At 57.1% G+C, this 25,954-nt stretch carries 26 protein-coding genes; 22 read left to right on the top strand and 4 right to left on the bottom strand.

Going from position 1 to position 25,954, the window contains the following annotated elements; translation table 11 throughout:
• The first annotated feature begins 53 nt into the window (after nucleotides 1–53).
• The 12 genes from tssK (at nucleotide 54) to M017_RS0123130 (ending at nucleotide 12,770) form a co-directional block, all read left to right on the top strand.
• Nucleotides 54–1,385 (top strand): type VI secretion system baseplate subunit TssK, encoded by a 1,332-nt coding sequence (tssK, locus tag M017_RS0123075; protein WP_031500602.1) that lies wholly within the window; start codon nucleotides 54–56, stop codon nucleotides 1,383–1,385.
• Nucleotides 1,386–1,394: 9 nt separating this feature from the next.
• Nucleotides 1,395–2,102: a DotU family type IV/VI secretion system protein gene (locus M017_RS28215; protein WP_051670769.1), complete on the top strand. Its 708-nt coding sequence runs from the start codon at nucleotides 1,395–1,397 to the stop codon at nucleotides 2,100–2,102.
• 18 nt (nucleotides 2,103–2,120) lie between these two features.
• Nucleotides 2,121–5,456, top strand: coding sequence for an ImcF-related family protein (locus M017_RS0123085; protein ID WP_031500604.1), 3,336 nt, complete (start codon nucleotides 2,121–2,123; stop codon nucleotides 5,454–5,456).
• Complete coding sequence (locus M017_RS28220; protein ID WP_162180025.1) at nucleotides 5,423–7,153, top strand: bifunctional serine/threonine-protein kinase/formylglycine-generating enzyme family protein; 1,731 nt, start codon at nucleotides 5,423–5,425, stop codon at nucleotides 7,151–7,153. Before M017_RS0123085 ends, M017_RS28220 begins: the two co-directional genes overlap by 34 nt.
• Before the next feature lie 65 nt (nucleotides 7,154–7,218).
• A complete protein-coding gene (locus M017_RS0123095) occupies nucleotides 7,219–8,271 on the top strand; it encodes an SPFH domain-containing protein (RefSeq protein WP_035958965.1) in 1,053 nt (350 codons plus the stop codon).
• Nucleotides 8,272–8,631, top strand: a complete 360-nt coding sequence (locus tag M017_RS0123100) for an S-adenosylmethionine decarboxylase (RefSeq protein ID WP_031500607.1) — start codon at nucleotides 8,272–8,274, stop codon at nucleotides 8,629–8,631.
• Nucleotides 8,628–9,263 carry a DUF4178 domain-containing protein gene (locus M017_RS0123105; RefSeq protein WP_031500608.1) on the top strand — a complete coding sequence of 212 codons (636 nt, stop codon included), beginning with the start codon at nucleotides 8,628–8,630 and terminating at the stop codon, nucleotides 9,261–9,263. Before M017_RS0123100 ends, M017_RS0123105 begins: the two co-directional genes overlap by 4 nt.
• Nucleotides 9,264–10,592, top strand: a complete 1,329-nt coding sequence (locus M017_RS0123110; protein WP_031500609.1) for a DUF4178 domain-containing protein — start codon at nucleotides 9,264–9,266, stop codon at nucleotides 10,590–10,592.
• Entirely contained in the window at nucleotides 10,585–10,767 is a 183-nt protein-coding gene (locus M017_RS0123115) for a hypothetical protein (RefSeq protein ID WP_155121584.1), read from the top strand. The genes M017_RS0123110 and M017_RS0123115 overlap by 8 nt, the downstream gene beginning before the upstream one ends.
• Nucleotides 10,768–10,771: 4 nt before the next feature.
• Nucleotides 10,772–10,984: a DUF350 domain-containing protein gene (locus M017_RS0123120; RefSeq protein WP_031500611.1), complete on the top strand. Its 213-nt coding sequence runs from the start codon at nucleotides 10,772–10,774 to the stop codon at nucleotides 10,982–10,984.
• 12 nt (nucleotides 10,985–10,996) lie between these two features.
• Complete coding sequence (locus M017_RS0123125) at nucleotides 10,997–12,493, top strand: polyamine aminopropyltransferase (RefSeq protein ID WP_031500612.1); 1,497 nt, start codon at nucleotides 10,997–10,999, stop codon at nucleotides 12,491–12,493.
• Nucleotides 12,494–12,512: 19 nt separating this feature from the next.
• Nucleotides 12,513–12,770: a UBP-type zinc finger domain-containing protein gene (locus M017_RS0123130; protein WP_031500613.1), complete on the top strand. Its 258-nt coding sequence runs from the start codon at nucleotides 12,513–12,515 to the stop codon at nucleotides 12,768–12,770.
• A 55-nt stretch (nucleotides 12,771–12,825) separates the two neighbouring features.
• Here M017_RS0123130 and M017_RS0123135 read toward each other — a convergent pair whose 3' ends face one another.
• Together M017_RS0123135 and M017_RS0123140 are read right to left on the bottom strand one after the other, a co-directional pair.
• The gene (locus tag M017_RS0123135; protein WP_035958796.1) at nucleotides 12,826–13,671 is read right to left on the bottom strand and encodes a ferritin-like domain-containing protein; all 846 of its coding nucleotides are present in this window, start codon (nucleotides 13,669–13,671) and stop codon (nucleotides 12,826–12,828) included.
• 98 nt (nucleotides 13,672–13,769) lie between these two features.
• Nucleotides 13,770–14,567, bottom strand: a complete 798-nt coding sequence (locus M017_RS0123140; RefSeq protein WP_031500615.1) for a hypothetical protein — start codon at nucleotides 14,565–14,567, stop codon at nucleotides 13,770–13,772.
• Between the two features lie 231 nt (nucleotides 14,568–14,798).
• On the opposite strand from M017_RS0123140, the gene M017_RS0123145 reads away from it, so the two are divergent.
• Nucleotides 14,799–16,220: a sensor histidine kinase gene (locus M017_RS0123145; protein ID WP_031500616.1), complete on the top strand. Its 1,422-nt coding sequence runs from the start codon at nucleotides 14,799–14,801 to the stop codon at nucleotides 16,218–16,220.
• Here the strand turns inward: M017_RS0123145 and M017_RS0123150 are convergent.
• A complete protein-coding gene (locus tag M017_RS0123150; RefSeq protein ID WP_031500617.1) occupies nucleotides 16,217–16,900 on the bottom strand; it encodes a DegT/DnrJ/EryC1/StrS family aminotransferase in 684 nt (227 codons plus the stop codon). The genes M017_RS0123145 and M017_RS0123150 overlap by 4 nt on opposite strands.
• An 80-nt stretch (nucleotides 16,901–16,980) precedes the next feature.
• Between M017_RS0123150 and M017_RS0123155 the strand changes: the two genes are divergently transcribed.
• The 6 genes from M017_RS0123155 (at nucleotide 16,981) to M017_RS0123180 (ending at nucleotide 22,900) form a co-directional block, all read left to right on the top strand.
• The gene (locus M017_RS0123155; RefSeq protein ID WP_031500618.1) at nucleotides 16,981–18,285 is read left to right on the top strand and encodes a thymidine phosphorylase; all 1,305 of its coding nucleotides are present in this window, start codon (nucleotides 16,981–16,983) and stop codon (nucleotides 18,283–18,285) included.
• Nucleotides 18,286–18,290: 5 nt separating this feature from the next.
• Nucleotides 18,291–19,484: a NupC/NupG family nucleoside CNT transporter gene (locus M017_RS0123160; RefSeq protein WP_031500619.1), complete on the top strand. Its 1,194-nt coding sequence runs from the start codon at nucleotides 18,291–18,293 to the stop codon at nucleotides 19,482–19,484.
• Nucleotides 19,481–20,281, top strand: coding sequence for a purine-nucleoside phosphorylase (locus M017_RS0123165; protein ID WP_031500620.1), 801 nt, complete (start codon nucleotides 19,481–19,483; stop codon nucleotides 20,279–20,281). Before M017_RS0123160 ends, M017_RS0123165 begins: the two co-directional genes overlap by 4 nt.
• Complete coding sequence (gene cdd, locus M017_RS0123170; protein WP_031500621.1) at nucleotides 20,278–20,664, top strand: cytidine deaminase; 387 nt, start codon at nucleotides 20,278–20,280, stop codon at nucleotides 20,662–20,664. The genes M017_RS0123165 and cdd overlap by 4 nt, the downstream gene beginning before the upstream one ends.
• The gene (locus M017_RS0123175; RefSeq protein WP_238326023.1) at nucleotides 20,621–22,021 is read left to right on the top strand and encodes an amidohydrolase family protein; all 1,401 of its coding nucleotides are present in this window, start codon (nucleotides 20,621–20,623) and stop codon (nucleotides 22,019–22,021) included. The genes cdd and M017_RS0123175 overlap by 44 nt, the downstream gene beginning before the upstream one ends.
• A gap of 84 nt (nucleotides 22,022–22,105) precedes the next feature.
• A complete protein-coding gene (locus M017_RS0123180; RefSeq protein ID WP_162180027.1) occupies nucleotides 22,106–22,900 on the top strand; it encodes a PEP-CTERM sorting domain-containing protein in 795 nt (264 codons plus the stop codon).
• Here the strand turns inward: M017_RS0123180 and M017_RS28225 are convergent.
• Entirely contained in the window at nucleotides 22,862–23,155 is a 294-nt protein-coding gene (locus M017_RS28225; protein WP_051670771.1) for a GNAT family N-acetyltransferase, read from the bottom strand. The two genes, M017_RS0123180 and M017_RS28225, sit on opposite strands and share 39 nt — an antisense overlap.
• Nucleotides 23,156–23,345: 190 nt before the next feature.
• On the opposite strand from M017_RS28225, the gene mazG reads away from it, so the two are divergent.
• The 3 genes from mazG to menC are packed head-to-tail and all read left to right on the top strand — an operon-like array spanning nucleotide 23,346 to nucleotide 25,935.
• Nucleotides 23,346–24,128 carry a nucleoside triphosphate pyrophosphohydrolase gene (gene mazG, locus M017_RS0123195; protein WP_031500626.1) on the top strand — a complete coding sequence of 261 codons (783 nt, stop codon included), beginning with the start codon at nucleotides 23,346–23,348 and terminating at the stop codon, nucleotides 24,126–24,128.
• Nucleotides 24,125–24,826 carry a GNAT family N-acetyltransferase gene (locus M017_RS0123200; protein ID WP_031500627.1) on the top strand — a complete coding sequence of 234 codons (702 nt, stop codon included), beginning with the start codon at nucleotides 24,125–24,127 and terminating at the stop codon, nucleotides 24,824–24,826. The genes mazG and M017_RS0123200 overlap by 4 nt, the downstream gene beginning before the upstream one ends.
• Nucleotides 24,814–25,935: an o-succinylbenzoate synthase gene (menC, locus tag M017_RS0123205; protein WP_031500628.1), complete on the top strand. Its 1,122-nt coding sequence runs from the start codon at nucleotides 24,814–24,816 to the stop codon at nucleotides 25,933–25,935. Before M017_RS0123200 ends, menC begins: the two co-directional genes overlap by 13 nt.
• The last annotated feature ends 19 nt before the right edge of the window (nucleotides 25,936–25,954 follow it).

The raw sequence follows: 25,954 nt of genomic DNA on the forward strand, positions 1-25,954 counted from the left end.
TAGTAAAAACCTAGGAAATCGTGCCTTTATGATAGCCTGAGATCTCATTGGCGATGAAGCAACTCTCTCGTGTCGTTTGGTCCGAAGGAATGCATCTTGCGCCTCATCATTTTCAGGCGCAAAAACGGTATTTCGAAGACCTGATCGATTTCACCTCACAATCCCTTTATTACGCGGCTTATGGCTTTGCCGGTATCGAATGGAGTGAGGAGGCACTACGCAACGGGCGCGTAGAGCTTTTGCATGCCCGTGGTTTCATGCCGGATGGGCTCGCATTTGTGATGCCTGAATCCGATGGCTTACCGGAAAGCCGTCCGATTGCCGACCTGATCAGTCCCGTGGCACGTTACTCCACCATTTATCTTGTGGTGCCGCCCTACAATCCTGGCGGGGCAAACTGCAGCGACGAAACGACGCGCTTTGCTCCCGGCGAGCAGAAGATTGTCGACGAAAACGGTGGCACCGAAGAACGTCCAGTCGTCTTAGGGCATAAGAATTTTCGATTGCTGCTCGAGCAGGAACTGACGCCCGAGCTGACGAGCATGCCGATCGGCCGTGTGATGCGCGATGGGGCGGGGAATCTGGTGTTTGATCCGGACTTCATTCCCCCCCTCGTGACTATCTCCGGTTCCCGTCGCCTGATGGTGATGTTGAATCGCCTGGTGGAGATTCTGGGCTCCAAGGGGACGGCTTTGCGTCCCGAACGGGCGAGTGCCAAGCTGGGCGGTATGAGCCAGCGCGATGTGGCCAGCTTCTGGTATCTGCATTGCATTAATTCTGCAATTGCAGATCTGAAACATACCGCTGCAGTGAAGAAAGGGCATCCGGAAGAACTCTACCGGCAATTGCTGAAGTTGGGAGGGGCTCTCTGTACCTTCAATTTGAAGCGTGACCCCGCTGATCTTCCGCTCTACAACCACGCCGAGCCGGAACGCTGTTTTCCGCAACTGGATGCCCATATCCGCGAAGCGCTCGAAACGATTCTGCCGTCGAGTGCGATGCAGATTCCACTGACTCCCTACGCCCCTTATCTACAGGAAGGCAGCATTGCAGACGATCGATGTCTTGCGAAGGCCAGATGGATTCTGGGCGTACGGGCGCAAGCCGCGGAAAGCGTTGTCATTCTGCGGACACCCCAACTGATCAAGGTTTGCTCGCGTGACTTTATCGAGCGGCTGGTGCAGACTGCTTATCCGGGTTTGGAGTTGATCCACATGCCGATTCCTCCAACGGAGATTCAGATCAAAACCGAAATGCAGTATTTCTCCATCTCGCGCGTTGGTCCTTGTTGGCAGCAGATTGCGCGTTTGAAACAGGTAGGTGTTTACGTGCCGGGAGAATTTCCCTCGGCCGAAGTGGAATTGATCGTGATCCTGGAAGCATAAGGGGGACAGATGCAGGCACCGAGTTTGATGGAGCGAGAGACGCTCGCGGTGATTTTTCAAGAACCGATGACGGCGGTGGTGCGCGTCTGGTCGAATCCGCAGATGACGCAGGATCCCTACGGACTGCGGGAGCATATGAAGTCGTCGCTGAAGGCTTCGATAGAAGATGCGCGGCGCAAGAGTTTTTCAGAAGAAGAGACAAAGCTGGCGATGTTCGCGATTGTCGCTTATCTGGATGAGACGATTCTGACCCAGAATCAGCCTGCGTTTGCCGATTGGCGCCGCAAGCCGCTCCAGGAAGAACTGTTTGGGGTACATATCGCCGGTGAGATTTTTTTCCAGAATCTTGAGAACATCATCCGGCAACCGGACAGCCTGCCGAATTCCGATCTTCTGGAAATCTATGCCTTGGCGATCAGCCTGGGCTTTCAGGGCCGCTATAGTGCTGGAGGGAAAGCGGAACTGAAGCGGATTGTCGATGCCTGCATGGATAAGTGCCGCCGCATTCGTGGGGCGATGCCGCCCTTGTCGCCGTCCGGGGAACTGCCTCCGACCGATGCGGTGCTGGCGAGCCGGGACCCCTGGTTCCAGCGCATGGTTCTGATTGGTGGAGGCTTGTGTGTCATGGCAGTGCTGGCCTTTGTCGTTTATAAAGTGCTCCTCGGTTCGGGCGCCGATGAATTGCGCTCGCTGGCGCAAGAATTGACTCGTAGGTAAGCCAGGAGAATACCCAGAATGCTCTTCTACGGAATTACCGCAATACTTTGGATTGGTTGGATGGTCCTCGGCTGGTTTATGCCGGACTGGGTGAGTTTAAAAGGCAAAGATGTCTGGTTTGTCCGCATCCTGTTTTGGCTGATTGGCACCGCATTTGCCGGGTTTGCGATTTATTGGAAGCTGATGGCCGATCGCCGCAAAAAGGCGCTCGCCCTGGCTGGAGAACAAGGCGCGGAACTGGAATTTGTCCTGGCGGAAGCGGACAAGAAGTTGCAGGCGAGCGGCAAGAGTCTGGCCACGATGCCAGTGGTTTTTGTCATGGGCGCCAGAGGCTCGGCTAAGACGACTTTGATCACACGCAGTGGCGTGGAGCCGGAGTTGCTCGCTGGGTTGGTATACCAGGAAGGCAACCAGCTCGTCCAGACGCGCACAGCGAATGTCTGGCTGGCCAAGCAGACCGTCTTTGTCGAAGCGGCGCCGACCTTGCTCGAGAGCGACAAGCTTTGGAATGCCTTTGCGCAGCGCTTTGCCCCGACCGGCATGACGGCGCTGAAGGCAAATGCCGCACCGGCTCCGCGTAGCGTGCTGATGTTTGTTGGCATGGAAGAGTTCTTCCAACAAAACGCGGGTGAGGCGATGGCGGCGAAGGCCCGCATCCTGAACCAGCGCCTGATTGAGATGTCGAAGATGCTGGGGGCACGCATCCCGGTCTACGTGATGTTCACGAAGGCAGACCAGATGCCGCACTTCCCGCCGTATGTCGCCTACATGAGCAATGAGGAAGCGACGCAGATTTTGGGCGCGACGGTTCCGATTGCGGATATGGCCTCGCAGGGAGTCTATGCCGAGACGGCAGCGAAGAAGTTTTCCGATCTGCTCGAAGAACTGTTCCGCAGCCTGGCTGAGCGCCGGGTGAGTTTGCAGGAGCGCGATGCGAATCAGCAGGGGCGCCCGCCGGTCTATGAGTTTCCGCGTGAGTTTCGCAAGCTGAAGCAGGCCGCAACCACCTTTCTGGTTGATCTTTGCCGGCCGAGCCAATTGGCCGTATCACCCTTTGTGCGCGGTTTCTATTTCACCGGCGTGCGTCCGGTGCTGACGACCGACGCGGCGGGCACACAGCGCCGCGTGCCGCAGTGGCTGTTTGTCACGCGCTTCTTTAGTGAAGTGTTGCTGAAGGACCGGGCCGCGCTGGGCGCTGCCTCCTCCAGCATGAAGACGAACACAACCCGGCGCTTGCTGCTGGGTGTGGCCGGCGCGCTGGGCGTGATTGCAACCACACTGTTTACCGTGAGTTACTTCAATAACCGGTCGCTCGAGAACGAACTGGGAGAAGCGTCGAAGGCTTTGCGTGGCGTGCAAGTGGCCCCGGGCGAGGTGCCGAGTCTCGATAGTCTGACCAAGCTCGATCGATTGCGCGCTGTTCTCGAACGGCTGCGCAGCTACCAGCGCGATGGCGCGCCGATGATGATGCGCTTTGGTTTGTATACGGGCGACACGATTCTCCCGACCTCGCGCAAGTTGTATTTCGAGAGTTTCCGCAATGTCATGTTTGGCGAGACGCAGACGGCTGTTCTCGACTCCATGAAGCGCCTGCCGGCAGCACCGACGCCGCAGGACGATTACATGACGACCTACAACGCGCTGAAGGCTTATCTGATCACGACCTCGAACCCGGACAAGAGCACGAAGAGCTTTCTCACTCCGGTGTTGCTGAAGTACTGGCAAGGGGCCAAGCAAGTGGAGCCACAGCGCTATGGCTTGATCGGCAAGCAGTTTGATTTCTATGCCGAGGAGTTGAAGGAATCGAACCCCTTCTCGCGGGAGAACGACACGAATACGATCGATCGCACACGGAGCTTCCTCAAGCAGTTCTCCGGGGAAGAGCGCTTGTACAACGCGATTCTTGCCGAAGCGAATCGGGCCAATCCGCCGATCAACTACAACAAGTTGTATCCAGATGGATATAAGGCCGTCCGGGTGGATAAGGAAGTACAAGGATCCTTCTCGAAGGAAGGCTTTGCCTGGATGCAGGATGCGTTCAAGAATCTTCCGAAGTACTTTGGCGGCGAAGCCTGGGTGCTGGGGGAAGAGGTCAAGATCAGCGTCAATTTGAGTGAGCTGGAGCAGCGCTTGCGTGCGCGCTACAACAAGGACTTTGCTGAGCAGTGGAAGGCTTATCTGAAAAGCGTGACGGTGCTGCGCTATGCGAGCTTGAAGGACGCTGCGGATAAGTTGAAGATGCATTCGAGCAACCAGAGTCCGTTGCTGGCGGCGATCTATCTCGCCTCGAAGAATACGGCTGTTTCGGAGAAGACCATTGCAGACCTGTTCCAGCCGACGCAGTTGCTGGTGGCGCCCGGGAGTGCCGGTCAACTGATCGGCGGGGAGAATCAGCCCTACATGGGCGGTCTGTTGCAGTTGCAGGGTTCGATCGAGCAGATCTCGACGATGCCGGCGAGCCAGGCGGCTCAGGATCCTGCTGCCGCTCAGAGTTTGAATCTGGCGACGACCGCCAAGATGACGGCGCGCAATGTTGCGCAGAAGTTCCGGCCCGATCCGCTCGAGAAGATCGACGGGCAAGTGCTGAAGCTGATGGAAGACCCGATTACTTATGTCGAGACTTTCTTGCGTGGCCTGGGCCCGGCGGAATTGAATGGCGCCGGCGCCGGCTTCTGCAAAGCGTTCAGCGACCTGATCTCGAAGTATCCCTTCAACCCGGCCGCAAAGAATCAGGCCACGATCGCCGAGTTCAATTCGATCTTCGCCCCGCAGACCGGCTCGCTGTGGAGCTTCTATGAAACCAAGCTGAAGGCGATGCTGGTGCACCAGGGCGGGGAATACCGTGCCGTGCCCACACCGTCGATGGCATTGACGCCGCAGTTTGTGGCCTCCTTCAATCGCTTTGCGGCGGTGACGGCGACGGCCTACGGGATGAACCCGAGTCCGAGCTTCCGCTACTCCGTGAAGCTGAATCCGGAGATGAAGCGGGAAGTGAAACTCTCCATCGACGGCCAGAGTGGCGAGTTCAAGGACGCCAGTAGCCCGGCGAAAGCTTTCGTTTGGAATGGCCAGGGGGCCGGTGTCCGCACAACAATTGTGGGTGGGGGGACGGTGAGTTTCGATGGACCTTTGGGCGTGTTCCAATGGTTTAACGATGCAGAACGCTGGAACCAGAATACGGCAACCTCACACACGGTTCTCTGGTATCAGCGCTCTGGGACCAAGATCATGACGGATGACCAAGGCAAGCCACTCTCGATGATCCTCGATCTCGAGATGCCCATCCCGTTATTCCGGAAAGGTTATCTGGCGGGGTTGCAGTGTACCAGCAACGTCGCCCGCTCTGGCAACTGATGCAACAGCAGCAACTTGGCAAGTACAAGTTCGAGCAGTTTCTCGGTGGCGGCATGTCGCATGTTTATAAGGCGCGCGACACGCTGATCAACCGGATCGTTGTGGTCAAAATTCTGACCGACAGCGGGATGCACGACGACGATACCAAGAAGCGTTTTCTTCGCGAGGCGCAGACGGCGGGGGCAATCTCGCACGAGAACATCATTCGTGTTTATGATTTCGGTGAACACGAAGGCCGTCCCTATATGGTGATGGAGTATCTGCAGGGCCATGATCTGCGCGCTTCCATCCAGCAGGGGCAACTGACGACGGTTGTCGAAAAGCTGAAGGTACTCGTGCAGTTGGCGCGCGGGATGAAGCACATCCATGGGTTGGGCATCGTCCATCGCGATCTCAAGCCCGACAACGTCTTCATGAGCGACACCGGCCAGGTGAAGCTGATGGATTTTGGCATTGCAAAGACCAAAGATCTGTCGATCACGCGAACAGGCTATACGCTCGGCACGCCTTATTACATGGCGCCGGAGCAGGTGACCTCAAAGGATGTCACCGACAAGGCGGACATCTACGCCTACGGCATCCTGATGTTCGAGCTGTTTACCGGCACCAAGCCTTTCAAGGCGGAGAATGTCCACGAAGTCTTTTTCAAGATTCTGAATGAGCCGCTCGATGCGCAGCCGCTGATTGACTTGAAGGTCCCCACCAGCATCGTGGAACTGACGAAGCGCTGCTGCGAGAAAGACCCGGCAAAGCGTCCGGCGGACTTTGACGTCATCATTGGCGAGATCGAGGCGGTGCTGCGCACTCTCGAAACCGGTGACGAGAAAAGGATCACCCAGCTTTCGCAACCGGCTGCGCAGATGTCCAAGTTTGTTTGGATCGGCGGCGGCATTGCCGCCCTGCTGATTGTGGGGCTGCTGGTGATGAACATGGTGCCGTCCAATAGCGGGCTGAGTAAGTTGCAGAAGAAGGAAGAGGTGCAGGCTCCTGTGGAGCTGCCGGCGAAGTTGCAGACCGCCACCGGAGAGATGGTGCTGGTGCGGGAAGGCGATTTCGTCTTCGGTGAGGCCAACGAGAAGCGTTTCCTCAAGGCCTACTATATCGATACGAATGAAGTCAGCAACGAGTTCTACCAGCAGTTTGCGACAGCGCAGGGGAAGCCGTTGCCTCCTGGTTTTCCAACAGACGAGGCGTCAAAGAAACTACCGGTGGTCAACGTCAACCTTGCCGATGCAAAAGAGTTTGCGGCCTGGGCGCAGAAGCAGATTCCGAATGCGATGCGATGGGAGAAGGCGGCACGCGGGGCCACGGGGCGTCCTTATCCGTGGGGTTTCGATCATCTGCCCGATCTGGCCGTTGTGCAGAATAACCCCAAGCTCGCCAGTCTGAAGAAACCGCGGGAAGTGGGCTCCTGGCCTGATTCGCAAAGCAGCTATGGCGCGTTTGACTTAGCGGGCAACGTATTTGAGTGGGTGGACGAAAAAGTGACACCGAGCGCGAAGGCCATTCAATTTTTTGCTTCCGTCATGAAGCCGCCACCGCTTGCCGGCGACGCGTGGGCGCAGATTCGAGGTGGCAGTTTCCTGCGGCCGCTCGAGAATAACGCGAGTATCGAAGTGGCAAGTGCTCCCGCTGCCTTCCGCGCGCCGGACATCGGCTTCCGTTGCGTTGTCGATGCCGGACAGAAGCCGCGGTAGGGCAATGATTTCGGGAACAATTGGCAATTGTTTTCGTTATGATCAGGGAAGCCGCTGGAGGTGTGATGAGTATCCTCGATAACCTAAAGAATTTTGCTGTTAAGCAGTTCATTGACGTCATACAGTACGTCGAGCCGGAAGACGGCATCCTGAGCTATCGCTACCCGATGCAGGATATGGAGATCCAGACTGGCGCGAAGCTCACAGTTCGCGAAAGCCAGATGGCTGCCTTCGTCAACGAGGGGCAGGTTGCCGACATCTTTGGCCCTGGGCTCTACACTCTCAATACCCAGACGATCCCGATCCTGACCAACCTCAAGAACTGGGACAAGATGTTCGCCTCGCCGTTCAAGAGCGATGTGTACTTCTTCTCCACGCGGACCCAGCCGAATCAGCGCTGGGGCACTTCGCAACCGGTCACGATTCGTGACAAGGACTTCGGGATGGTGCGGTTGCGTGCTTTCGGGATTTATTCCTGGCATGTTTCCGATCCGCGGACCTTTCATAGCAAGGTGTCCGGCACCCGCGACATCTACCGTCTGGCGGAGATTGAAGGCCAGCTTCGCAACAACATCATTGCGAATATCTCCAACGCCTTTGCTTCCTCTGGTGTGCCATTTCTCGATATGGCCGCCAACCAGATTGAAGTGGGCAAGGCGATGGCGGCCACGCTACAGCCGGAGTTTGCCGCTCTGGGCCTGACGCTCGACACCTTGATTGTTGAGAACCTGAGCCTGCCGGAAGAACTGCAGAAGCTGCTCGACGAGCGCATCGGTATGAACATGATCGGCAACATGGGCCAGTACACGCAATACAAGACGGCGCAGTCGATTCCGATTGCAGCCGCCAACGAAGGTGGTCTTGCCGGCATCGGCGCGAGTCTCACGGCGGGAATGGGCATGGCCAGCCAAATGGCCGGCGCCTTCAATCAGGCGATGCAGCCGCAGGCTCCGCCTCCGCAAGCGCCTCCTCCTCCTGCCGCTCCGGTTGTTGCCGCTGCTGCCGGTATTGCAGCCGCCGTTGGTGGGGACACGAAGTTTTGTATGAACTGTGGATCGAAGATTCCACGCGCTGCAAAGTTCTGTGGCGAATGTGGAACCAAGCAGCCCGAAGCTTAAATGACAGGTTGCGAATGGGTGATTGAGGCCCACGGGTGCAACCCGGCCGGTCTCGCTCATCCGGAAACCTTAAACCGGCTCTTCACCGCGCTTGTGGACGGGATGGATCTCCATCCCGTCCAGCCTGCGTTGTGGCATCAATTTCCGGGCTCTCCGGCGGGTGGCGGTGGGGTGACCGGATTGCTTCTGCTGAGCGAGAGCCATCTTGCCTGTCACACTTTTCCGGAATTTTCCTCGCTCTGCTTGAATGTATTTTGCTGTAAGCCCAGAGCGGAGTATGATTTCAAAGCGGCCCTGCATTCGATTCTGGGCGCGACGAGAATCAGCGTGCGCAAACTCGAAAGACCCTACAGCGAATGAGTCAGGTGACACAGAACTGCCCGCAATGTGGTGGGCCGGTTGTTTTCCGCTGGTCGCAATCCGTGCAGACCACCTGTCCTTATTGCAGCAGTATTCTGGTGCGGACGGATGTCGATCTGACCAAAGTTGGGCAGGTCTCGGACTACCCGCTGGACCCCAGTCCGATCCAGATCGGCTCAGAAGGTGTGGTTGAGAATAAGCCTTTCGTTGTGATTGGCCGCATTTGTTACGAGTACAGCGAGGGCGGCTGGAATGAGTGGCATATCGTCTTCAATACAGGAGAGAATGCCTGGCTTTCGGACGCACAACTCGAGTATGCGGTGACGAAGCAGATTCCTTGGGTTCCGGCACTCAATGGCCAAAAATTAGATCCCGGTGTGATGGTTGATGTTGGCGGCGCTTACTATACGGTCGCGACCATCACCAGTGCAAACTACCGGGCGGTGGAAGGCGAACTCCCCTTTCAATTCTGGGACAAGACCGTCTGCCGTTTTATCGACTTGCGTAGCTATGACGACAAGTTTCTGACTATCGACTATACCGAAAATCCGCCGGTATTATTTGCGGGACGCACGTTCAGCTTCGATGCGTTGAAGCTCAAGAATTTGCGCCATTTCGAAGGTTGGCAATAGATGCCCGCCGAACGGCCACAGCCCAAAATCCGTGCGATTGAATGCCCGAACTGCGGGGGCGCGGTTGAGTTGCGAGGGATGGGGTCCAGTTTGCATGCGACCTGCACGCATTGCATGGCTGTACTCGACGTGTCGCATCCGGCGATCCAGATTGCCCAGACCTTCCAGAAGAACATCGAGCGCTTCCAGCCCAAGATCCCGCTTGGCTCTCGTGGCAAGCTGGAGGGCAAACTCTATGAAGTGATTGGCTTCCAGACGCGGGCGATTCTTGCCGATGGGCAACGCTACACCTGGGACGAGTATGTTCTCTACAATCCCTTCTATGGCTTCCGCTATCTTTCGGAATACGACGGGCATTGGAACGATATTTTGCCGCTATCGCGCTTGCCTCAGCCCGATTCTGCGATGGGGCAATCGGCAGTGCGGCTCGATGGGCGCAAGTACCGGCTCTTCCAGTCTGCCGATGCCAAGACGGTCGGCGTGCTGGGGGAATTCCCTTGGCGGGTGAAGGTGGGCGATTCGGTTGCGGTTGCGGATTATATCGACCCGCCGGGCTCCGTATCTCGCGAAGGGACGGTGGGAGAATACACCTGGAGCCAGTCCCGCTATGTGAATGCGAGTGAGATCTGGCAGGCCTTCCAGCTCAAGACCACGCCACCTCCCGTGAAGGGCGTGTACTCGAATCAGCCGAATCCCAGCGGCTCTACAGCCGGCATGTGGAAGATGATGTTTGTCTTCAGCGCCTTGCTTTTGGTCGCAATGATTGTGACCTACGTGCTGGCAGGGGATAAAAAAGTTTTCGAGTCAAAATATACTTTCGTGGCAGGCAGTGGAGAGCCGAGCTTTGTCACCGAAACCTTCCAGTTGGCGGGCGGGAACAAGAATGTTGAAGTCGACATTCGTACTGATCTTGAGAATGACTGGGCCTTCTTTGGGCTCGCGCTGATCAATGATGAGACGGGCACTGCCTATGATTTTGGTAAGGAAGTCAGTTATTATCACGGTTCCGATTCCGACGGAAGCTGGTCGGAGGGGGACCGCAAGGATTCGGTGCGGATTGGTGGTGTGCCGGGCGGCCGCTACTATCTGCGCGTGGAACCGGAGATGGAGAAGTCCGCTGTCTCGTCCGTATTTGGTGGGAAACGGATGAACTACCAGTTGACAGTGCTCCGTGATGTTCCTGTTCTTTGGCCATTCTTCGTCGCATGGCCCTTCTTGTTGATTCCGCCGGTCTATGCCTTAATTCGCCGCGCGCAGTTTGAATCCAAGCGTTGGGCCGAAGCAGATCCGACGGGTTCAGCGGCCGCCGGGGAGGATGATGATGAGTAAGTTTTACGGAGGCTATGGCCTCTTGTTGACCCTGTTTTCCACTTATCTGGGATTCAAGGGCTACGTGTTCAATCAGGGCGATGAGGTTCGAAATGTGCCGCGGAGTGTGCGCGACAATCCGGGCTCCTATCGCTCGATCTATTCCAACTACCATCGCTACACCGGAGGAAAATAATTCCATGAGCGGCTTTCATATCGAAGCGTTTGTCAACGCCTTCATCTACGCGATGTTTGGCATCTTTATCTTTACAGCCAGCTTCATGATCTGGGACAAGATCACCCCATACGACCTGTGGAAAGAAATCATCGAAGGCAAAAATCTTGCCCTTGCGGTCATGGTCGGCTTTATGAGCCTCGGCATGAGCATCATCATTGCTGCCGCGGTTCACTAAAGCCAGTTCCTGATGGCTCTTGCGCTTTTTCTTTCTGTACTGCTGATTGCCGCCTGCGGGCTGATCTATGAACTGATCGCCGGTACCCTTGCCAGCTATCTGCTGGGGGACAGCATCCTGCAGTTCTCGACCGTTATTGGCAGCTACTTGTTCGCGATGGGCATCGGGAGCTGGCTCAGCCGCTTCATTCGAAAAGGCCTGGTCACCCGCTTCATCACGATCGAGTTGATGGTGGGCCTGATCGGAGGCTTCTCGAGTTCGATTTTGTTCCTCGCCTTCGCCTATACGCAGGCGTTTCAGCTCATCCTCTATCTCCTTGTTGTGCTGGTGGGCATTCTGGTCGGGCTCGAGATTCCGCTGCTGATGCGCATCCTCGAAGGGCGATTTCAGTTTAGCGATCTGGTGTCGCATGTCCTCACCTTCGACTATCTGGGCGCTCTTGGCGCGTCATTGTTATTCCCGCTGGTGCTGGTGCCGAAACTCGGTCTGGTACGGGGAGCGATTCTCTTCGGGATGGTCAATGCCGCGGTCGCCTTGTGGAGCACCTGGCTCTTCCGGGAACAGTTGCCACGTCACAATGGTCTGCGCGCCGCGGCGTTGGTTGTTCTGGCTGCCTTAACCGGTGGGCTCTTTGTTGCGGACCGCGTCATGGCCGCCGCAGATGACAATCTCTATGCGGACGAGATCATTCTGAGCAAACAAACCCGTTACCAGCGCATTGTGCTCACGCGCTGGAAGGACGACGTGCGGCTATTTTTAAGTTCGCATCTGCAGTTCGCCTCGCACGATGAGTATCGCTATCACGAAGGTCTGGTTCATCCTGTCCTGGCGGCACTGCCCGGCGCAAAGCGCGTGCTGGTTTTGGGCGGTGGGGATGGTCTGGCTGCGCGCGAGATTCTGAAGTACCCCAACATTGAACAAGTGACTCTCGTCGATCTCGATCCCGAGATGACCCAGCTTTTTGCGACGCATAGTTATTTGAAGCAGCTCAATGGCGGTTCCTTGACCGACAAGCGCATGCGCGTCATCAATGCGGATGCTTTCGTGTGGCTCGACCAGTCGAAAGAAGTCTTCGATGCGGCTATCATCGACTTTCCCGATCCTACGAATTTTTCGCTCGGCAAGCTCTACACAACAGCTTTTTATCGCCTGCTTGGCAAACACATTGCAGACTCCGGATTTTTTGTTGTGCAGAGCACCAGCCCCTTATTTGCGCGCCAATCGTTCTGGTGCATTGCCGAGACGCTCAAGGCTGCCAAGTACCAGATCAAGCCTTATCATGTCTATGTCCCGAGCTTTGGTGAATGGGGGTTTGTGATTGCCGGACGTCATGCCTACGAGTTTCCCTCTGTACTCCCGGCGGGGCTTCGCTTTCTTTCCCTGACCAATCTGTCCACGCTGTTCGACTTCCCGCTCGATATGCAATCGATTCCCGCCGAGCCAAATCGCCTCAACGACCAGTCGCTGGTCCGTTACTACGAAGAGGACTGGAAGAAACTCACGCACTAGAGCGCTACGATGGGCACAGATGCCTACTCCTTGCGCTCATCTCCGCTCTACGCCCGAAGTTGAAATTCCGGATCACGCGGCTTGTGCGAGTTGTATCGCACTCGGTGACACTTGGATTCACTTGCGCAAGTGTGCCGCCTGTGGCCACATCGGGTGTTGCGACAGCTCGAAGAATCAACATGCCACCAAGCACTTCCGCGCGACAAGCCATCCCGTCGTGCGTGCTGTGGAAGATGGCTGGTACTGGTGCTATGTGGATGCAGTGATGGTGGACTAAAAGAAACGCCGGCCCTCCAGAAGACCGGCGTTTCCTTGTCTCAATCAGAGAACCACTAAGGCTTGGCCGGTGTGGCGTCCGCTGTATTGAGATTGCCGTTCATGCCGCCGGGGAAAAATGCTCCAGTCTTGGCGCCGGGCTGGCCGCCATAGACAATGTAGAGCACCTGGCCTGGAGTCCGGACTGCCGAGAGTCCTTGGGCATCGAGCGACATGAAACGTGTGCCGGAAGGAGGAGGCAGAATGTCCACTGGATCGAGCGCCGTCGTCTTCACGTTATACAGGGTGGCGTGCAGCCGCAGATTGCCGGTGTGTTCGGCTTCGGCGGCCAGGATGCGGGCGGCGACGCCCAGATAGGCTTTGCTGCTGATGAGCGGGGCCGCGGCGCCATAGGCCGATACGCCAACGTCTTCAAAAGCGCGGGCCAGAAGAATGAACTCTTCCTGGCTGCCAAAGCCTGCCCCGAGCGCGTTCAGATTGATCGCTGGCTTGGCCACCGGCATCACCCCCGCGCCGCTCAGCGCCGTGCGCAGTAGTGTGACGTGGGCGCGCTCGTCGGCGCCAATTTCATCGGCGCTCTTGGCGAGAGTCGAGCCTTCGATGAAGGTTACCTGCTTGCCGCCGGTGGTGGCGCCGGTCGTGCCGCTGCCCGTGATGCCGACGCCCATCTGGTCAATGGTCTTGCCGGTGCGCGCCACGGTGTAGAACTCGGCCTCGAGGTACTCGAGGTTCAAGGCGAACTGCAGAATATCGACGTCGGTGACTTGCGCATCGGCTGTTTCTACCGTGGCGAGAAAAGCGCCCAAACCGGCGCTGGCCATTCCCATCTGGCGCACAAAAGAACGGCGTCCCGAGATCTTCTCGCGAATGGACTCGACAATGACTTTCTGAGAGGTATTCATGATATTTTCCTGCGTGACCTGGTCACGAATTCTGTTCAAAATCAAGGGTGGATGCTGAGGCGAATCGGAACAGCTGGAATTGCGCCCTGGACAATGAATTAGCGGAAGGCAAGCCGCACAGTGTTAGCCGGAACGCCATCCACGGTGACGGTGATGTCTGCCGTTCCTAAGCTCGCCAAGGATTGGGGGAGCGGTCCAAGATTGATCTGATCGAGGCCAGGATACTGGGGCTGCGAACCGGCAAAGAGGACCGGCAAGGCGATCTCGCTGGTCGTGGCAATCACTGGGTTGAGGGAACGTCGGCGAATGCCAGTGCCGTAAAGGATGACGTAGACTTTGTCCGAAGGCCTGGCCGAGAGGTCAATACTGCGTGGCAAGGAGGCAGAGGTACCGCCTTGCAAGGGGGACTCATAGGACACCTGCCCGGCGGCGGTGACCCGGAGAATCTGGGCCGCAGGTACACCTGTGCCGGAAAGATCAGCCGTAAAGATGGCGGGTGCGACATTGGAAACCAGCACTGGACCGGAAGGGTTGGACGCGTTCAGTACGCTCACTGTTGCCCGGCCCAGTGCAGAGGAGGCGGGCACCAGAAAGTTGATCTGTCCCGGTGAGACTAAGTAGAGAGCAGGGTTGGTGGTGATGCTTGCACTGTCCGTGAAGTTGAGTCTGACGCCTCCGAGGGTGGTAGGCAGAGATCCGCTTGAACCCAGATCAGAACCACTGGCGGCCGTAGTGGCGGTGGAGAAATTACTGCCCCAGGCTGCTGCCACGGAGTCTGGGGCGACGATCATTCGATAATTCGCAACTGAGGTGGTGGTAACTGCTGGCGTTGTCGATTGTGCAGGCAATAAGCCCGAACTGAGAGAAAGCAAGACAATGGGATTGAGATACTTCATACACTTCTTTGGCTCCTGAATTCAGCGGTCCAGGGAGTGTCGAAAGGTGTTCCTCCTTTCTCAGCTCGATCCGGACTTGCCTTTGACTACGAGGCGATGAAGTGTTTGGATGTCGATATTGTGATGATTTTGAGTGATTTGGCGTTGATTCCACGAGGAACGGCGGGGCCATCGTAGTGGATCTCAAGTGCCGCCTGGGTGTTTCAGTAGAATGAAGGAGACGCGAACAGAATGGCCACTTTTAAGGAAACACCGCGCCAGCTTGGCCGTCAAGCCTTCCGGATCTTTGGCAATCTCAAGATTCGTCCAAAGCTGCTGATCCTCCACAACCTTTTCTTTCTCATCCTGACGGTTGCTGTCTATTTGAGTGTGATTCCTGTTTTTGAGAAGCGTGTGGCGAGTGCAAAACAGCGCGAGTTTACGCTGCTGGCCCAGCTCTTCAATGACGATGCGGGCATCCCGGCTTTGCAACAGATGGGTTCCTATAACTATCGCCATGGCGATGCGGCCACTTTGGCGATGCCGCAGGCGGCAATCGAGTTTCTCGATGAGAACCCGACACGCGTCTGGGTGAGTCCCGGTATTTCTGACACCATTTACAAACGCTCGAAGATTGCTGGTCTGTTTCGTGCCATCACCATTCCCGAGCTTTACTACGACGGCCTGGTGACGCGAGCGAAGTATACGCTTTTGCTTGTGCTGGGGGTTTTGTATCTGGCCGCGATCTTTGTCTTGGAATTCCTCATTATGCCGGCTTATGTTTACCGGCCCATCCAACTCTTTCTCGATGCGGATGCCGCGGCGCGCCATGAGAATCGGGAGCGGGAACTGATTCCGGTGCGGGAGATTCTGGAAGATGAGATCGGCCAGATCATGTCCTCCCGCAATGAAATTGTGACTCGTTTGCGGCAGCAGAACGGGGAGCTTGATGCAGCTCGCCGCAAGCTGCTCGAGCAGGATCGTCTTGCCTCCCTCGGTTTACTTTCGGCCTCGGTCGCGCATGAGTTGAATACGCCGCTGGCGGTCTTGCAGGGCTATATCGAGAAGTTTGCGGAAGAGAGTAAGTCTGCTCAGGCCTCTGAGCGGCTGGCCCGGATGCTGAAGATGACGCAGCGTCTCCGGCGCATTTCAGAATCGTTGGTTGGCTTCTCGAGAGTCCGCCGCGAGCAGTCTGAACCGATTGCCCTAAGGGAGTTGATCGAGGAAGCCTGGCATATGGCTTCGATCGAAGAAAAAGCAAGCCGGGTGCGTTTCGACAACGAGACAAAGTTGGAAGACTACGTGGTGGGCAATGCGGACCGGCTGCTCCAGGTTTTCCTGAATCTCATTCGGAATGCGCTCCAGGCCGTACCGGAACAGGGCGGGGAAATCCGGATTGTGACAGCGCATCTCAAGCGGGAGGGCAGCGCTTTTCTTTCGATCAAAGTGGAAGACAATGGCCCCGGAATTCCGCCGGAAGTTTTGCCCGAGATCTTCGATGCCTTTGTGTCCACGCGGCTTGATTCCAAAGGGACCGGCTTAGGGCTTACAGTCTCTGAAGGAATCATTCACCAGCATGGCGGCACCATTTCTGCCGCCAATCGTGCCTGTGGCGGGGCGAGCCTGGAAGTACGTCTGCTCGAACCCGCCGCGGTTGCCAGCGCCTCGTCCTAACCGGCGAGACTGGCGCGTACGGCACGGCGCTTTGCGGGGCGTGCCGAGGTTGCCGGCTTGGGCAACAGATCGAATTGGAAGCTTTGCTGGCGCGCGCCAGAGACTGCGCATTTCTTGATCGTTTGCAGATGCGTGCGCCAATCGGCAACGCGTAGTGCGGTTGATTTCAAACTGGCCATGCCGGGGTAGTCCCGATCCTTGCCGCGCCATTCCGGAAGCGCCTTGGCATCGATCAGATAGTCGCCAAGCAGTTCTGCAAAAGCCTCGGCGCCGCCGTAGATCAATTGCCGGTCAATGCGAAGCAGGCCATCGCCCATGCCTTCGACGCCGGGCGCAATGCGTTCCCACTTACCCTGAATGCCTTCGCCTTCCACTTGAAGCGAAATGCCGCGCGGCTCTGTAACCGCGCCGAGCGTTTCCCAGTTCCCCAATACACCCACATTCGGTGTGACGAGCACCGCCTTTGTGTAGACGGTGACCTGATTGGTGACCGTCCGCGTCGTCAAACTCATTGTTTCCGGGTCCAGATCTGCGAAGACGGGTTCCAAACCCTGCCATGCGATTCCTGCAACCACCTCAGCCGGGGCCAGTACTGAAAGTATGACCTCGTCCATCGTTCCCACTCTGTCTTGCACCATGAAGCCGTACTCATTCCACCACACCTTGATCGGCTCTGTCACGGCGATTCTCCGGGCTAAGCCTGAATTCCTTTATTTCCTTTACTTTGCGTGGCCTATTTGTGCTAATCTAGCAAATTGTCATGCGTGTCCCCGAACTTATACAGCGTAAGCGCGACGGCGAAGAACTAAGCCAAGAAGAGCTGGCCTTTTTCGTCGAAGGCTACAACCGGGGTGAAATTCCCGATTACCAAATGGCCGCTTTTTTGATGGCCGTCTATTTCAAAGGACTTACCGAGCCCGAAACAGATCATCTCACTGCGATCATGATGGCCTCCGGTCAGACGCTCGATCTCTCGAGCATCCCCGGAATCAAGGTCGACAAACACTCCACGGGTGGTGTCGGCGATAAAACCAGTCTGATTGCGGCGCCCATTGCAGCCGCGGCTGGTGTTGTCGTTCCGATGATCAGTGGACGTTCGCTTGGGCATACCGGCGGGACGCTTGACAAGTTGGAGTCCATCCCGGGCTTTAACGTCAATCTCACCATCGAACAGTTCAAGAACCAGTTGACTGAGCATAAGCTGGCCTTCATTGGCCAGACCGACGAAATCGCTCCGGTGGACGGCAAGTTGTACAGCTTGCGCGACGTCACGGCGACTGTCGAGTCGGTGCCGTTGATTGCCAGTTCGATCATGTCGAAGAAGCTAGCCGTCGGCCTCGATGCGCTGGTTCTCGATGTCAAAGTAGGCGCTGGCGCCTTCATGAAGAAGCAGATCGACGCTCGTCGTCTGGCTCAGCTCATGGTTGGCATCGGACGCCGGATGGACAAGAAGGTGCAGGCGCTGATCACCGACATGAATCAGCCTCTCGGCTTTGCGGTCGGCAACGCGCTCGAAGTGATGGAAGTCTCGCAGACCCTGCAGAATTCCGGTCCGATCGATCTCACCCGTCTGAGCCTGGAGTTGGCCGCACGCATGATCTTCCTCGCGAAGATCACGCCGACTCTTGAAGCCGCTCGTGAGCTGGCGCAGTCCAAGCTTCTCGATGGATCCGGTTATAAGAAGTTCAAGGAAGTGATCATTGCCCAGGGTGGAAACCCGGCCGTTCTTGATCGCTTCGACCTGCTGCCGAATGCGACCGGAATGCGCGAAATCGTAACCCCCCGCGCCGGCTATGTCAGTGCGATCGATGCCGAAGGCGTCGGCAAGGCCGTGGTTCTCATCGGCGGTGGCCGCAGCAAGATCACCGACACCATCGATCATGCCGTCGGCATCATCCTTGAGGTGAAGGTCGGTCAGAAGGTGGATGCAGGCGCCGTTCTTTGCCGCCTCTATCACACCAGCGAAAACAACCTGGAAGAAGCGGCGGAAATCGTGGAAGACAGCTTCCGCATTTCTTCCAATCCTCCAGAGCAGCGTGAGATCCTCCTTGAAGTAGTAGGCTAAAACCTATGATTGGCCTGCTCGGCCTGGTTCTCATCCTGGCTCTCTGCTATCTCGTGTCGTCCAAACGCGACGCAATCAAACCGAGGCTCCTCTTTTGGGGCCTCGGTTTGCAATTTGGATTCGCCATTTTGGTGTTGAAAACCCCAGTGGGACATGCGTTCCAAGCTGCGTCCGGTGCCGTGAACGCGCTGCTGAAGTATTCGGAGGAAGGAGCAGCCTTCCTTTTTGGCGACAAGCTCGGAAAGGCGAGCCCTGAATTCGGTGTGATCTTTGCCTTTCAGGTCTTGCCGATTGTCATCTTTATTGCGAGCCTCTTCTCGGTGCTTTACTATGCCGGTGTGATGCAAGTGGTGATTCGCATCATGGCTCAGGTGATGCGCCGCACCATGGGCGGCTCTGGCGCTGAATCCACGAACGTCGCGGCCTCAATTTTTATGGGGCAAACGGAAGCTCCGCTTACGATCAAACCCTTTTTGCCGAATTTGACCGAGAGCGAACTTTTCACGATCATGACCAGCGGTATGGCCCATGTCTCTGGCGCAGTGATGGCGGCTTATGTGAAGTTTGCCGGGGTCTCGATCGAACATCTGCTGACCGCCGTCATCATGACCGCCCCTGCCACGATCATGTTGGCGAAAATGATCGTTCCCGAGACGGGCACTCCCGAGACGGCTGGCAATGTCAAATTGGAAGTGGAGAAGCCGGGCATCAATGTCATCGATGCTGCAGCGCGCGGCGCGGGCGATGGCCTCAGGCTGGCGCTCAATATCGGGGCGATGCTCATCGCCTTTCTCAGCCTGATCGCGCTGGTGAATGGCTGCCTGGGGGCGGTTGGCTTGCCGACACTCCAACAACTGCTTGGATATGTCTTTGCGCCGGTTGCCTGGCTGTTGGGCGTGGCCTGGAATGATTGCCAGACGATTGGGCAGTTCCTCGGCACGCGTCTGGTGTTGAACGAATTCGTTGCCTTTATCGAACTTGGCAAAGTGAAGGATCAACTCGATCCACGCTCCTTCACGATCGCCACTTTTGCGCTCTGTGGTTTTGCGAATCTCAGCTCCATTGCCATCCAGGTGGGAGGGATGGGAGCCCTGATGCCGAAACGAAGTTCAGACATTGCCCGTCTTGGTCTCAAGGCGGTGATGGCCGGGACTCTGGCCAATTTCATGTCCGCCTGCATTGCTGGAATCTTGTTATGACCGAAACCATTGCTGCTCTGAAATCGCGGCTCTCTGCGTTGCCGGAAGTCGCAATCGTCCTGGGCTCCGGACTGGGTCCGTTTGCCGAGGAAGTCGAAGATGCCGTTGTCATTCCCTACGAAGAAATTCCCGGCTGGCCTCGATCGACGGCTGTGGGCCATGCGGGAAAATTGGTTTTTGGAACCGTCGCAGGCCGTAGAGTTGCGGTGATGTCGGGGAGAGCTCATCTTTATGAAGGGCATCCGATCGAGAAAGTAGTTCTTGGGGTGCGCGTTCTTGCACAATTGGGTGCGCGCAAGGTGATCCTGACAAACGCGGCGGGTGGCATCAATCTATCCTTCTCCCGGGGCGCGCTGGTTCTGATGACGGACCACATCAATCTCCAGGGAGCCAATCCTCTGAGTGGGCCAAATGACGATTCGCTGGGGCCACGTTTCCCGGACATGACTTTCGCTTATGCGCCCCGGTTTCGGGCTCTTGCTCTTGAGCACGCAAAGCGCCTGGGGATTCCGTTGCACCAGGGCGTCTATGCGGCACTAGCTGGACCCAGCTATGAGACTCCCGCTGAGATCCGCTATCTGCGGATCATTGGCGCAGATCTGGTGGGCATGTCCACGGTACCTGAGGTGATCGCGCTCAACCACATGGGCGCCGAAGTTCTTGGGATCTCTTGTGTCACAAACATGGCGGCTGGTGTCACCAAGGAAAAGATCAATCACGAAGAGGTCATCGAGACCGGCAATCAGGTGCGTGGGCAGTTTATCCGCTTGCTGCAATCGATCATCCCCAGCCTATGACTCTGCAGCAACAGGCCCGTCAGGCGCAGCGCGCCGCCTATGCACCTTACTCCCACTTCAAGGTGGGATGTGCGGTGGAGACGGCTGATGGCGAAATCTACACGGGTTGCAATGTGGAGAACGCCAGCTATGGTGCAACCTTGTGCGCTGAGCGGGTGGCGATAACCAAGGCGGTTTCAGATGGCCATCGTAAGTTCCGCCGCATTGCAGTGGCGACCGATGCTCCGAATCCGGCCCCCCCTTGCGGCCAGTGCCGTCAGGTGATGGCTGAATTCTGCGATCCTGATGTCGAAGTGATCCTCTGTGGTGCCAACGAAATTGAAAGCAGTCATAGCTTTGGTGAACTCCTCCCCTTTCCATTCAATCAGTCGTCGCTCCTTTAGCCTCGCCCTGGCGGCGCCGCTGGTGGCGGCTGCGCCCACCCGCTGGATCCTGAGTGCTGGCACCGTCCTGACCATGGACAAGGCGCGGCGTGTGCTTTCTGACGGCGCCGTCGCGATTGAAGGCAACAAGATTGTGGAGGTCGGGCCTCGCGCGGAAATCGAACAGCGCTTTCGTGGCGCCAGGCGCGTTGCCCGGCCGAACTCCATTCTGATCCCTGGCCTGATCAATACGCACACGCATGCGGCCATGTCGCTGTTGCGCGGCATTGCCGACGACAAGCGCCTGCAGGACTGGCTGGAGAGCTATATCTTCCCTGCGGAAGCAAAGAACGTCTCCGCGGACTTCTGCTATTGGGGCACCTTGCTTGCCTGTCTTGAAATGTCGCTTGGTGGCACCACCACCTTCACCGACATGTACTACTTTGAGGACGATGTGGCCCGGGCGACGCGCCAGGCAGGCATGCGCGGTGTGCTCGGCCAAACGGTGATTGGCTTCCCGGTGGCGGATGCCAAAACGCCTGCCGATGCGCTCGCGCAGGCCGAAGCCTTCTTCAAGCGCTGTGAGAAGGATCCTCTGATCATTCCGGCGATCGCTCCACACGCGCTCTACACGAACACGCGCGAAACGCTGCAGGCTTGCCGCAAGCTTGCCAATCAGTACAAGCGTCCTCTGCTCATCCACGTCTCAGAAACCAAACGTGAGAACGACGACATGAGGAAGCAGCATTCGAAGAGTCCGACTCAGACTCTCGCCGAATGGGGTATCTTCGATGGCACCACGGTCGCGGCGCATTGCGTCTGGACGGACGAGTCAGACATTGCGACCCTCGCCGCCAAGCGAGTGGGGATCGCACACTGCCCGTCGTCGAATATGAAGCTCGCCAGTGGCTTTGCGCCAGTAGTGCCGCAACTTGCCGCAGGAATTCACGTTGGCCTTGGTACCGACGGACCTGCCGGCTCCAACAACGATTTCAATCTGATGGAGGAGATGGATCTGGCTGCAAAGCTGGCAAAGGTCCATCTTATGGATCCTGTTGCGCTTCCTGCCACCACCGCACTGGAGATGGCGACACTCCATGGCGCCCAGGTGATCGGCATGGGAGACCAGCTGGGCGCACTTGAAGCCGGCCGTCTGGCCGACGCGGTCTTCGTCCGTACTGATGTTCCGAATGCCGTTCCCAGTTTCGATCCCTATTCCACTCTGGTCTACGCCTCAAAGGCTGCTGACGTGAGCGATGTCTTTGTGAATGGACAGCCGATCGTACGAGAGGGGAAGTCCCTGACGCTGCGGTCTGCGGAAATTCTAGCCAAGGCGCGCAGCTACCGGCAGCAGATTTCTCTATCCCTAAAAAAATAGAGGGAATATTCCCTCGACTCCAGGTGTACCCCGTTTATTAAAGCGGGAGACAAGCCGTCTGTTGCTGGCACTATCCCCGTGATCATGCAATGTAGAACCTCCCCACTTGCTCTTGCGGTGATATCCGCCTTGTGTCTTGCTCGTCCCGCCAGCGCGACAATCTTGAATGAATACACCAACAAGGCCTCCTGGGCAGCTGTTACGACAGGTACGGTCACAGAGAACTTCAATCAGCCCGGCACAAATTACAGTGCTACGGCGGCTGGCGTCACGCTGGGGGCGGTGAACTACACCGGTTATTACAACGACACAGTGGACAAGCGCTATTACACCTACCGCTGGACTCCAGATGCAGGCTATGCCATGGGTGATGGAGGAATTCTAATGGGGGGAGTGGATGGCGCTACAAACGTAAGTGGGAATGGGCTGTACATTGACGTCAGTGCGGTGAGCGGCATCAGAAGCGTCAGTTTTGACTACTCTGCGCTGCGATTTTTACAAAGTTCGGGGGCGGCAGCTGTTTACTCGACAAATCCGACGCCCATCATCCTCACCTTCCTGCTGTATGAAACAGGTTCCAGTAGCCCGGTAGCAACGCGATCGCTGCCCGTGGCTCCCGGCTCGCCCGGTACGAATTTCTACGGCTTCACCACCACGGCAAATGTCAGCGGCGTCCGGCTGCTGATCAATGCTCCTCCCGGTTACGATTACAACCTGATTCTGCTCGACAACTTTGCCTACGGCCAAATCGCCGCTACGGGTGGAAACAATGGCCCGGTCGACCCTCCCCCCTCCGGTGAACTTCCCGAACCCTCCACCTACTTGCTCTGTGCCGTTGGGCTAATCGGCCTTGCCGTCAACCGGAGGGAACGCCCATAAATCGAGTTCCATATCGACGAGATCCGGCCGAGTTTTCCCTCCGACGGTTGCGACCTCTTCGAAGCCCAGCGCTCGGTAAAGAGCCATAGCGCTGGGCATTTTCATGACGATCGTATCGCGATAGCTCCGGCGCCGGGCCTCCTCAACCGCTTGGAGCAGCAATCTTCGACTCAATCCGGAGCCGCGCACCGTGGGCGACACAAAGAGCCTCTTCAATTCGGCAATTCCATCGGCAAAGGGGCGAATCCAACACATCCGCAGGCGATTCCCTGTTCTTCGGCGATCAGAATCGCTTCATAAGGTTCCGGGAATGTGGCCAATTCGGCGTCAAAATGTTGGAAGCTGAGATCGGCAGCGATGTCAGCCTGATAGTCACGAAAAAGCTGTCGCACCCGCGCGAGGTCGGCAGGGAATTGGGCGGGACGGATGATAAACTGGAAATTACGTGGGTTCAGAGGCTGGCACTTCCTTCCAACAATTAGTTGATATTATGGCGCGTCTTCGTGCGCCTGATGGTTGTCCGTGGGACCGTGAGCAGGACTTCGACAGTATTAAGCGTCATACGATCGAAGAGACTTACGAAGTGATCGATGCGATCGAGCGCAAGGACTTTCCCAACCTTTGTGAAGAGTTAGGGGATTTGATTTTGCAGCCGGTCTTTTATGCGCAAATGGCCGCCGAGGCAGGGCATTTCAACATTGACGATACGCTGCGGAGCATCAATGAGAAGCTGATTCGCCGTCATCCGCACATCTTTGGCGACGGGCAGGCGGACACTGCCGAGGACGTCAAAACAAAATGGGATGAGATCAAAGCGGCAGAGAAGGGAACTCGCGACAGCGGCCTTCTCGACAGTGTGAATCGCGCGCAGCCGGCGCTGATGGAGTCGATCGAGATCTCAAAGAAAGCTGCGAAGGCGGGCTTTGAATGGGAGAACTACGACGATGTTCTCGCCAAACTCCGCGAGGAGTTGGACGAACTCGCCGAGGCCCGGCAAAGCGGCAATGCTGCGGACATCGAAGGCGAGATCGGCGACCTCCTGTTCACTGTGGTCAATCTGGCCCGCTGGGCAAAAGTGGATCCGGAACAGGCGCTGCGTCATACCAACACGAAGTTCCGCAAACGTTTTGGCCATGTAGAAGCTCGATTGCGGGAACAGGAGAAACCCATTGAGACCGCCTCTCTCGAAGAGATGGAAGCTTTCTGGCAAGAGGCCAAGCAATCATGATTGAAGTCCGCCCGCTGAGCTCTCTGGCTGACTTCACGGAGGCGGTCGATCTACAGCGCACAATCTGGGGTTTTGCAGACCTCGAACTGCTGCCGGTGCGTCTCTTTGTGGTGGCCAGCAAAGTGGGCGGGCAAATCTTTGGAGCCTTCGATCAGGGCCGTATGGTCGCGTTTTTACTCGCCATTCCCGGGCTCAAGTCCGGAGGCGGCTATTATCTGCACAGCCACATGATGGGGGTGTTGAGCGAATACCGCAACGCCGGAATCGGCCGCCTGTTGAAGTTGAAACAAAAGGAAGAGGCGCTCTCCCGGGGCATCACTCTCATTGAATGGACCTTCGATCCGCTCGAGGTGAAGAACGCCTTCTTCAATATTGAGCGGCTGGGCGCCGTGGTGCGCCGCTACGTTCTCAACCAGTACGGCACCACCACCAGCGATCTGCACGGTGGGCTTCCCACAGACCGGTGCGTCGCCGAATGGTATCTGGCCGAAAAGATCGAACGTCCTGCGGAGGCCGCGCGCATCGTGGTTCCTATGGCGATTCAGGATTGGAAGAAGTCTGACCCGGCGCGCGCTCGCCAGGCGCAGGCTGCCATCAGCGATCAGTTCCAGGAGCATTTTCGCGCTGGGCTCGCTGTATTTGGTTTTGAGCGCAGTGAGACACAAGGGACTTACATCTTAGGCAAATGGCATTCGTAATTGATCAAATCAAGTTGCGGCATATCCAGATGCCGCTGGTGCACTTTTTCCAAACCAGCTTTGGCCGCACTTACGCGCGCGACATTGTTCTTGTCGAGGTGATCTCGGGCGGCGTCAGTGGCTGGGGCGAAGTCACTGCCGGTGAGAATCCGTTCTACAACGAAGAGTGGACCGGCTCGGTTTGGCCGCTGCTGCGCGATTATGTGGCTCCTCGCGTGATCGGCCAGGAGTTCCAGGCGGCGTCTGAAGTGGCGGCCCGTTCCGCCCACATCCGTGGCCACCTGATGGCGCGTGGAGGGTTGGAGGCTGCCTGCTGGGATCTTGAAGCTCGCCTGAAAGGCATCCCGTTGTACAAGGCCATCGGCGGCGGAGCAATCAAAGAGATTGCCTGTGGCGTCTCCATCGGCATCCAGGACAGCGTGGACCAATTGCTCGGCAAGATTGAAACAGAGCTGAACGCCGGTTACCGTCGCATCAAGATGAAGATCGCGCCCGGTTGGGATGTGGAAGTGATCCGTGCCGTTCGTGCACGCTTCCCCAAAGTTCTTCTAACGGCAGATGCGAATTCCGCCTACACTCTGGCGGACTGGGAGCTTCTGGCTGCGCTCGACGAGTTTGATCTGATGATGATCGAACAGCCACTGGCGCACGACGAGATCATCGACCACGCCGAACTCCAGGCCAAGCTGAAGACGCCCATCTGCCTCGACGAATGCATCCGCTCCGCACATCAAGCGGAGCAGGCGATTCGCTTAGGCGCCGGCAAGATCATTAATATTAAGCTGGGCCGCGTCGGTGGCTTTACTGAAGCGATCAAGGTTCATGATGTCTGCCGCGCGCACGGTATTCCGGTGTGGTGTGGCGGCATGCTTGAGTCGGGAATCGGCCGTGCACACAACATCGCATTGTCCACTCTGCCGAACTTCATTCTGCCTGGTGACGTGAGCGCCTCAAAGCGCTACTGGAAGCAGGAAGTGATCACCACGCCAGTGGAGGTCTCCGCGCACGGCACCATCACGGTGAGCGAAGGCATTGGCTTCGGCTACGGAATCGACCTTGCATTTCTCGACAGCATTAGCATCCGGCGGGAGACGATCAACAAGCCTTGAACGACGGAAGTAGTAGACG

Origin of the sequence: Bryobacter aggregatus MPL3, from assembly GCF_000702445.1 — a bacterium.
GTDB lineage: Bacteria > Acidobacteriota > Terriglobia > Bryobacterales > Bryobacteraceae > Bryobacter > Bryobacter aggregatus.